7 protein-coding genes and 3 pseudogenes are annotated in these 8,348 nt (G+C 47.6%); 8 read left to right on the top strand and 2 right to left on the bottom strand.

The window, feature by feature from the left end; translation table 11 throughout:
- Nucleotides 1-35 precede the first annotated feature (35 nt).
- Nucleotides 36-770 (bottom strand): annotated as a pseudogene (locus A7090_RS24145) (LysR substrate-binding domain-containing protein); the annotation flags it as partial.
- A gap of 216 nt (nucleotides 771-986) precedes the next feature.
- Here A7090_RS24145 and hglS point away from each other — a divergent pair.
- The 4 genes from hglS (at nucleotide 987) to rimL (ending at nucleotide 5,176) form a co-directional block, all read left to right on the top strand.
- The gene (gene hglS / locus A7090_RS24140; RefSeq protein WP_105275786.1) at nucleotides 987-2,330 is read left to right on the top strand and encodes a 2-oxoadipate dioxygenase/decarboxylase HglS; all 1,344 of its coding nucleotides are present in this window, start codon (nucleotides 987-989) and stop codon (nucleotides 2,328-2,330) included.
- A gap of 224 nt (nucleotides 2,331-2,554) precedes the next feature.
- On the top strand, nucleotides 2,555-4,210 hold the full coding sequence (gene opgD, locus A7090_RS24130) for a glucan biosynthesis protein OpgD (RefSeq protein ID WP_105275784.1): 1,656 nt from the start codon (nucleotides 2,555-2,557) through the stop codon (nucleotides 4,208-4,210).
- A gap of 139 nt (nucleotides 4,211-4,349) precedes the next feature.
- Nucleotides 4,350-4,574, top strand: coding sequence for a YdcH family protein (locus A7090_RS24120; protein ID WP_001296778.1), 225 nt, complete (start codon nucleotides 4,350-4,352; stop codon nucleotides 4,572-4,574).
- 62 nt (nucleotides 4,575-4,636) lie between these two features.
- Complete coding sequence (gene rimL / locus A7090_RS24115) at nucleotides 4,637-5,176, top strand: 50S ribosomal protein L7/L12-serine acetyltransferase (protein WP_105275782.1); 540 nt, start codon at nucleotides 4,637-4,639, stop codon at nucleotides 5,174-5,176.
- Here rimL and ydcK read toward each other — a convergent pair.
- Complete coding sequence (gene ydcK / locus A7090_RS24110; RefSeq protein WP_105275781.1) at nucleotides 5,168-6,148, bottom strand: YdcK family protein; 981 nt, start codon at nucleotides 6,146-6,148, stop codon at nucleotides 5,168-5,170. The two genes, rimL and ydcK, sit on opposite strands and share 9 nt — an antisense overlap.
- 123 nt (nucleotides 6,149-6,271) lie before the next feature.
- Here ydcK and A7090_RS24105 point away from each other — a divergent pair.
- The 4 genes and pseudogenes from A7090_RS24105 to A7090_RS24090 form a co-directional block, all read left to right on the top strand.
- Nucleotides 6,272-6,519, top strand: a pseudogene (locus tag A7090_RS24105) (SLAC1 family transporter); the annotation flags it as partial.
- A gap of 69 nt (nucleotides 6,520-6,588) precedes the next feature.
- Nucleotides 6,589-7,182 carry a tellurite resistance methyltransferase TehB gene (gene tehB / locus A7090_RS24100; RefSeq protein ID WP_105275780.1) on the top strand — a complete coding sequence of 198 codons (594 nt, stop codon included), beginning with the start codon at nucleotides 6,589-6,591 and terminating at the stop codon, nucleotides 7,180-7,182.
- A 174-nt stretch (nucleotides 7,183-7,356) separates the two neighbouring features.
- Nucleotides 7,357-8,025, top strand: coding sequence for a DUF3313 domain-containing protein (locus tag A7090_RS24095; protein WP_105275779.1), 669 nt, complete (start codon nucleotides 7,357-7,359; stop codon nucleotides 8,023-8,025).
- Between the two features lie 104 nt (nucleotides 8,026-8,129).
- Nucleotides 8,130-8,252: pseudogene (locus tag A7090_RS24090) on the top strand (XRE family transcriptional regulator); the annotation flags it as partial.
- Between the last annotated feature and the right edge of the window lie 96 nt (nucleotides 8,253-8,348).

The raw sequence follows: 8,348 nt of genomic DNA, 5'->3' as shown, positions 1-8,348 counted from the left end.
TTAATGACCAATAGCGGACATTAAAAATGGCGAAAAACGGCCAATAATCTTGGCGTTGACAAAGCCGACAGCGTTTCGACACAGCCAGAAGGAATTTTACAGCCCTGGCTCTGCACTAATGCATCTGAATGCTGGCGTGGCGCAGTGCCTTCTGGTGATATAACGACCGGCCATTCCAGCACTCGGCTTAGCGTTATGTTCTCCTGAAGTAGCGGGTGATTGGGGCGGACAACCAGCTTCAGCGATTCAAGAAACAGCAGTTCGTAATTAAGCCCGGTCATCAGTTCAGGATCTGACATCCGACCAATGCCGATATCGATTTCCCCGGTTTTTAAACCCGCCAGAATCATAGGGTTACTCATTGTCGCAACTTGCAAGGTCGTCTCTTTTTGTTGCTGATGAAACTGACCTATAACCGAAGGTAATATCCCCAGCGCCGCAGTAGGTAGCGCACCAACCCTGACGATATCATTATTAATACCTTCTTTACGATGAAGCGACTGTCCGGCAGTGTTAATGGCGTCAAGAACTCTGACTGCATGCGTTAAAAATTGTTCGCCGGGTAAGGTAAGTTGTGCCCCCTGACGACCACGCTCAAACAAGCGGGCGCCCGTCAGTTGCTCCAGTTCATTCAATGTTTTAGAGAGCGCAGGTTGACTCAAATTAAGGGTTTCAGCCGCGCGCCCCAAAGTTCCTTGTTGTGCGACAGCTACGAATGTATGAAGGTGGCGCAAACGGATGCGCTGACTAAACAGACTATTTTTTTCCATAAGCGATGTTAAAAACGCAGCGGTGACACTGACAAGTGAAGTTGTTTGAATATGATAACTTGATTGCAAAATATTATTAACAATTAAAGCAATTATGTTACAGCGAAATGGATAATATTGATGTTTTCGCGGCGAGATCACAGTTTGTAAATTCTTCCCGCCAGAGTGAATGCGGTTACCTACACTCCAGATTACTGACCACTGGAGGCAGACATTATGGCGAACAGCATCACGGCTGATGAGATTCGGGAACAGTTTTCGCAGGCAATGTCAGCCATGTATCAGCAAGAAGTTCCGCAGTACGGTACGCTGCTGGAACTGGTCGCTGATGTGAATCTGGCTGTGCTGGAAAACAATCCTCAACTGCACGAAAAAATGGTAAATGCAGACGAGCTGGCTCGGCTGAATGTTGAACGTCATGGGGCGATTCGCGTTGGGACCGCCGAAGAGCTTGCTACTCTTCGGCAGATATTTGCTATTATGGGGATGTACCCGGTGAGTTACTACGATCTCTCGCAGGCGGGAGTGCCGGTACACTCTACAGCATTTCGGCCCATTGATGATGCATCTCTGGCACGTAATCCCTTCCGCGTTTTTACCTCATTACTCCGTCTTGAGCTTATCGAGAACGAAATTTTGCGCCAGAAAGCGGCAGAGATTCTGCGTCAGCGCGATATCTTCACCCCACGTTGTAGGCAACTGTTAGAGGTGTATGAGCAGCGAGGCTGTTTTAACGAAACACAGGCGCAGGAGTTTGTGCAGGAAGCCCTGGAAACATTTCGCTGGCATCAGTCAGCAACGGTAGATGAAGAAACCTATCACGCATTGCATAACGAACATCGACTGATCGCTGATGTAGTCTGTTTTCCGGGTTGTCATATCAACCATCTGACACCACGTACGCTGGACATTGACCGGGTGCAGTCGATGATGCCTGAATACGGAATTGAACCCAAAATTCTGATCGAAGGGCCGCCGCGCCGCGAGGTACCGATTTTACTACGCCAGACCAGCTTTAAAGCACTGAAAGAGGCTGTGTTGTTTGCGGGGCAGAAACAGGGCACGCATACCGCGCGTTTTGGCGAAATAGAGCAGCGTGGCGTGGCATTAACGCCGAAAGGGCGACAACTGTATGATGATCTTCTGCGGAACGCTGGAACCGGGCAGGATAATCTCACTCACCAACTGCATTTACAGGAAACCTTCCGCACTTTTCCTGACAGTGAGTTTTTAATGCGTCAGCAAGGGCTGGCATGGTTCCGATATCGCCTGACGCCATCGGGTGAGGCGCATCGTCAGGCAATTCATCCCGGAGACGATCCACAGCCCTTAATTGAACGTGGTTGGGTAGTGGCGCAACCTATTACCTATGAAGATTTCTTGCCCGTTAGCGCGGCGGGGATCTTCCAGTCAAATCTGGGTAATGAAACGCAGTCACGCAGTCACGGTAATGCCAGTCGCGAAGCATTTGAGCAGGCGTTGGGGTGCCCGGTATTTGATGAGTTCCAGCTTTATCAGGAAGCGGAAGAACGCAGTAAACGTCGCTGTGGTTTGCTTTAAATTCTGTTCATCCGTCTTTGCAAAAATTTGCTTGATTTTACAAACGAATCAGGCTCATCCCATCGACATAAAAAAATTGCCGATTTATGCATATTCTCTGAGTTCAACAATTGGATTATTAATAAATATTGTCTAGAGTGAGCGGTCATAAATAAGCACTTTCTTGCCGCTGAAAAAGACCAGCGCGAGACCATTCATAACACCAGAAGGACTCACTTTCAGGTATGGATCGTAGACGATTTATTAAAGGTTCAATGGCTATGGCCGCCGTATGCGGTGCCAGTGGCATTGCTTCTCTTTTTTCTCAGGCGGCATTCGCGGCAGATTCTGATATTGCCGACGGGCAAACCCAGCGTTTTGACTTTTCCATTTTACAGTCAATGGCGCACGACTTAGCACAAACAGCGTGGCGTGGTGCGCCACGCCCGTTACCTGACACACTGGCGACGATGACGCCGCAGGCTTATAACAGTATTCAGTACGACGCCGAAAAATCGCTCTGGCATAACGTTGAGAACCGTCAACTGGACGCTCAGTTCTTCCATATGGGAATGGGATTCCGTCGCCGCGTTCGTATGTTTTCTGTTGATCCTGCAACACACCTGGCGCGTGAAATTCACTTTCGCCCGGAATTGTTCAAATACAACGATGCGGGTGTTGATACTAAACAATTAGAAGGGCAAAGCGATCTCGGTTTTGCCGGTTTTCGCGTGTTTAAAGCCCCCGAACTGGCGCGCCGTGATGTAGTATCATTCCTCGGCGCGAGTTATTTCCGCGCCGTTGATGACACATATCAATACGGTTTATCGGCCCGCGGCCTGGCGATCGACACTTACACCGACAGTAAAGAAGAGTTCCCCGATTTTACCGCCTTCTGGTTCGATACGGTAAAACCGGGGGCAACCACCTTTACCGTTTATGCGTTGCTCGATAGCGCCAGCATTACTGGTGCTTATAAGTTCACTATCCATTGTGAGAAAAGTCAGGTGATTATGGACGTGGAAAATCACCTGTATGCGCGCAAAGACATTAAACAGCTGGGCATTGCGCCGATGACCAGCATGTTCAGCTGCGGTACTAACGAACGTCGGATGTGCGACACCATTCATCCGCAAATCCATGACTCTGATCGTCTGTCCATGTGGCGGGGCAACGGTGAGTGGATTTGCCGTCCGCTGAATAATCCGCAAAAATTGCAGTTCAATGCTTACACCGACAACAACCCGAAAGGGTTTGGTTTGTTACAACTGGATCGAGATTTCTCCCACTATCAGGACATTATGGGCTGGTATAACAAACGCCCAAGTCTGTGGGTGGAACCGCGTAACAAGTGGGGTAAGGGCACCATCGGCCTGATGGAAATCCCAACGACGGGCGAAACGCTGGATAACATTGTCTGCTTCTGGCAGCCAGAAAAAGCAGTAAAAGCAGGTGATGATTTTGCATTCCAGTATCGTCTGTACTGGAGTGCGCAACCGCCTGTTCATTGCCCATTAGCGCGCGTTATGGCGACGCGTACCGGTATGGGCGGTTTCCCGGAAGGCTGGGCACCAGGTGAACACTATCCCGAAAAATGGGCACGCCGTTTTGCCGTCGATTTCGTCGGTGGCGATCTGATCGCTGCCGCACCAAAAGGCATTGAACCGGTGATTACGCTTTCCAGTGGGGAAGCGAAGCAAATTGAAATTCTCTACATTGAACCGATTGATGGTTATCGTATTCAGTTTGACTGGTATCCGACTTCGGACTCCACTGAGCCGGTCGATATGCGGATGTATCTGCGTTGTCAGGGCGATGCTATCAGTGAAACATGGCTGTATCAGTATTTCCCGCCAGCGCCAGATAAACGTCAGTATGTTGACGATCGCGTGATGAGTTAATCGTTTTTTCTTCGGCACCTTCTTCGGGAGGTGCCGTCTGGTTAAACACGATCCCGCTCGCATTTTTCCCTAAGTTAAATGGGTAATCTGATGGTGTGTATTTCAGATACACCTTTTCAGCCACTAACAGGGAGTGCGTATGTTTCCAGAATACCGAGATTTAATATCCCGTCTGAAAAACGAAAATCCTCGCTTTATGTCCTTGTTCGATAAACACAATAAACTTGATCATGAAATTGCCAGAAAGGAAGGTTCCGACGGTCGAGGGTACAATGCGGAAGTAGTCCGCATGAAAAAACAAAAGCTACAGTTAAAAGATGAGATGCTTAAAATCCTGCAGCAGGAGAGCGTCAAAGAGGTGTAAACTTTCCTAAGCCGCCAGCCAGGCGGCTTTTTTAACAACTGCATGGATTGACTGGAGATAAGATGACTGAAACGATAAAAGTAAGTGAATCACTTGAATTACATGCTGTTGCAGAAAATCATGTTACACCTCTTCATCAGTTAATCTGTAAAAATAAAACCTGGTTACAGCAGTCGCTAAACTGGCCGCAGTTTGTTCAAAGTGAAGAGGACACGCGAAAAACGGTGCAGGGTAATATGATGTTGCATCAACGCGGTTACGCCAAAATGTTCATGATCTTTAAAGAAAATGAACTTATCGGCGTTATCTCTTTTAATCGTATTGAACCACTGAATAAAACCGCTGAAATCGGCTACTGGCTGGACGAATCCCATCAGGGGCAGGGGATTATTTCTCAGGCTCTGCAGGCATTGATTCACCATTACGCCCAGTCTGGTGAACTTAGGCGCTTCGTGATCAAATGTCGGGTCGGCAATCTGCAAAGCAATCAGGTCGCTTTGCGCAATGAGTTTATTCTTGAAGGTTGCCTGAAACAGGCTGAGTTCCTGAATGATGCCTATGATGATGTGAACTTATACGCGCGTATCATCGATTCACAATAACCCTGCCAGCGGCGTTCGCGTAATGCGCTCCTCGCCGTTTATGACTTTCGGACCACGGACATGAATCGTATCGCCATCAAAGGCTTCAACGACGGCGTGGTCGGTTAACTCCACATGGTTTTCAATTATCACCGCACCTGTAATACGGCTCTCACCTTGTAATATAACGTGCTCGTCGAGCAGAACCGGGCCGCCACGTACCACGGCATTTCCACCAATCAAGACATGATGTTTTAACACACAATTACCTTCCACAATGGCATATTCTGCCACCTGCGAACTGTAATGAATTGTCGGAATGGCATCTTCTTCTATGCCTGCCTTCACCTGTGCGTGACCGTAGACTTTAGCGCAATCGCATAGCCAGACGTTGTTCTCTTCATTACCTTCAATACTGGCAAAATCAAAAACCTCGGCACGATGTTCAATAAAGGCATACCGGACGACGGCATTGCCGTAAATTTGTGCCTGGTGGACAATACGCGAGGCGCTGACTCTTGCGCGGTCATAAATTTGTAGCAGGAGCTGGTGGTCGGGCGTTAAGCCTTGTGCGGCAATTATCATAGAATATTGATCAATTAAGGCATGACCAAAAATTCTACATTGACCGCAAACTAATGAATCACGGATTGTGACACTGTCACTTATGTGTGCCCCCTGACTGATTTCACTATTATCGATCCAGGCGTTATCCGTTGCGTAAACCTCTCCCCAGAGCACGCATGTGCCGGTGATACGCGTATTACCCGAAATCACCGTTCTGCCGAATGCAATAGCATTCTGGTCGTAAATCCAGCAATTTCCTTCTTGTGCAAGCACAGTTTCGCGATCGATCCAGCCACCAGCGGTTCCTGCTATCACATCGTTAAAATCACGCATAGCAATAATCTGCCGTAATAACACACTTTTTTTCGTGCCATCTTCCTGATAACTAAAGGCTCGCTGTTCTTCACTTAGACGATATTTGCGCATAGCGTTTTCCCACAGGTGACTTACTATAACCGTAGCAAATTCTGCGACTCTGGCTATGCTCGAGAAAATTCCATAAAATGTATTTAAAATGCATTTTATAAATTAAACAAAATGAATAAGACGATGCGGAGCGATAAAGTGCTCAATTTGCCGGCAGGCTTCTTTGGTATCGTGTTGGGGACGATAGGGATGGGCTGGTGATTCTGGCGATGGTCATCTGGGGATTATTGACCACCGCATTTATTACCCGACTTATACGCTTTTCGCATAGCGTGCTTGCGGAGGTGCGTCATCCAGTGATGAGCCGTTTTGTGAGTTTGTTTCCGGCAACGACGATGCTGGTGGCGATTGGTTTTATTCCGTGGTTTCGCGCTTCTGATGCAGGGAAAATTGTTAATCAGAACCGAGCGCACCGTTTTAATAAAAGCTGAGGACAAAGAATGATCATTCGTGACGAAAACTATTTTACTGATAAATATGAATTAACCCGCACACACTCTGAAGTGCTGGAAGCAGTGAAGGTGGTTAAACCGGGTAAAACGCTGGATCTGGGCTGTGGCAATGGTCGTAACAGTCTTTACCTGGCAGCCAATGGTTATGATGTTGACGCATGGGATAAAAATGCCATGAGTATCGGCAACGTCGAGCGCATTAAATCGATTGAAAATCTGGATAATTTACACACCCGGGTTGTTGATCTGAATAACCTCACGTTTGATGGACTGTACGATTTTATTCTTTCGACTGTGGTGCTGATGTTCCTTGAAGCTAAAACGATCCCTGGGTTGATTGCCAATGTGCAACGTTGCACTAAACCTGGCGGTTACAACCTGATTGTGGCGGCGATGGATACCGCTGATTATCCATGTACCGTCGGCTTCCCGTTTGCCTTCAAAGAGGGAGAATTACGTCGATATTACGAAGGCTGGGAGATGGTGAAATACAATGAAGACGTCGGCGAACTGCACCGCACCGACGCCAACGGTAATCGTATTAAACTGCGTTTCGCCACGATGCTGGCACGTAAAAAATGACCCGTTTCGAAATTTAGCCACTGATGATTGACTTAGCCCCTTTTCCGGCATTGACTATGTCGTCTGGAAAGGGGGCGAAAAATTTATTTTTACCAACACTTTTTTTGCCACAACACGAAGCGGTGCTTTTTGCTATAACTTAAAAAGTAATATAATCATCTCAGGAAACTATTCATGCGTACCTCATCAATTGCGAAAGTTGCAGCTTTATGCGGTTTGTTGGCTCTGTCTGGTTGTGCCTCTAAAATCACCCAGCCAGATAAATATTCTGGTTTTTTAAACAGTTACTCTGATTTAAAAGAAACAACCTCAGCCACGGGTAAACCTGTTTTACGTTGGGTAGACCCGAGTTTTGATCAAAGCAAATATGACAGCATCGTCTGGAACCCAATCACTTATTATCCGGTACCGAAACCTTCTACCCAGGTAGGGCAGAGAGTTCTGGATAAAATTTTGAGCTATACCAACACCGAAATGAAAGAAGCGATTGCGCAGCGTAAACCACTGGTTACCACCGCTGGGCCGCGTAGTCTGATTTTCCGTGGGGCCATTACCGGTGTTGATACCAGCAAAGAAGGGTTGCAATTCTATGAAGTCGTTCCTGTCGCATTAGTTGTCGCGGGGACGCAAATGGCGACGGGCCACCGTACCATGGATACTCGACTGTATTTTGAAGGCGAGCTGATTGATGCGGCTACGAATAAACCCGTTATCAAAGTGGTTCGTCAGGGCGAAGGTAAAGACCTGAATAACGAAAGTACGCCAATGGCTTTCGAAAATATTAAGCAAGTTATCGATGATATGGCGACCGATGCCACTATGTTTGACGTTAACAAAAAGTAATTCCAGTCGCGCCATCGTAAGATGGCGCTTTTTATCCAGTGCGCCTTATATCCCCGTCCTTCAGTGCGTGGAGGATGCCAACATCACGTAACTAACGCCACCGGCAATGGCAGAGCCTTAATTGTAGGGAAGACGCTCGATTTTCTGCAGACGTCACACATGTCTATCGTAATGGCTCAGAGCAAACCGTGCATTTTCATTCTCTTATTCATTACCCACGCAGTTAAGCGGGAAAACTATTTCGCAACGTCGCGCTTGTGGGTGACTGCTCCCCGCCGTAAACGGCGAGGCTTCCCACTTCTTAGGCTGCAACTGGCATAGAG

The sequence above is a fragment of the Escherichia sp. MOD1-EC7003 genome, from assembly GCF_002965065.1.
Taxonomy (GTDB): domain Bacteria; phylum Pseudomonadota; class Gammaproteobacteria; order Enterobacterales; family Enterobacteriaceae; genus Escherichia.
The sequence above is the reverse complement of the archived record's forward strand: the minus strand, read 5'-3'. Positions and strand labels throughout refer to the sequence as shown.

Bases quoted from the DNA above. Each gene is read 5' to 3' on its own strand.
- hglS (WP_105275786.1), top strand. From the start codon at position 987: ATGGCGAACAGCATCACGGCTGATGAGATTCGGGAACAGTTTTCGCAG.
- opgD (WP_105275784.1), top strand. From the start codon at position 2,555: ATGGATCGTAGACGATTTATTAAAGGTTCAATGGCTATGGCCGCCGTA.
- A7090_RS24120 (WP_001296778.1), top strand. From the start codon at position 4,350: ATGTTTCCAGAATACCGAGATTTAATATCCCGTCTGAAAAACGAAAAT.
- rimL (WP_105275782.1), top strand. From the start codon at position 4,637: ATGACTGAAACGATAAAAGTAAGTGAATCACTTGAATTACATGCTGTT.
- ydcK (WP_105275781.1), bottom strand. From the start codon at position 6,148: ATGCGCAAATATCGTCTAAGTGAAGAACAGCGAGCCTTTAGTTATCAG.
- tehB (WP_105275780.1), top strand. From the start codon at position 6,589: ATGATCATTCGTGACGAAAACTATTTTACTGATAAATATGAATTAACC.
- A7090_RS24095 (WP_105275779.1), top strand. From the start codon at position 7,357: ATGCGTACCTCATCAATTGCGAAAGTTGCAGCTTTATGCGGTTTGTTG.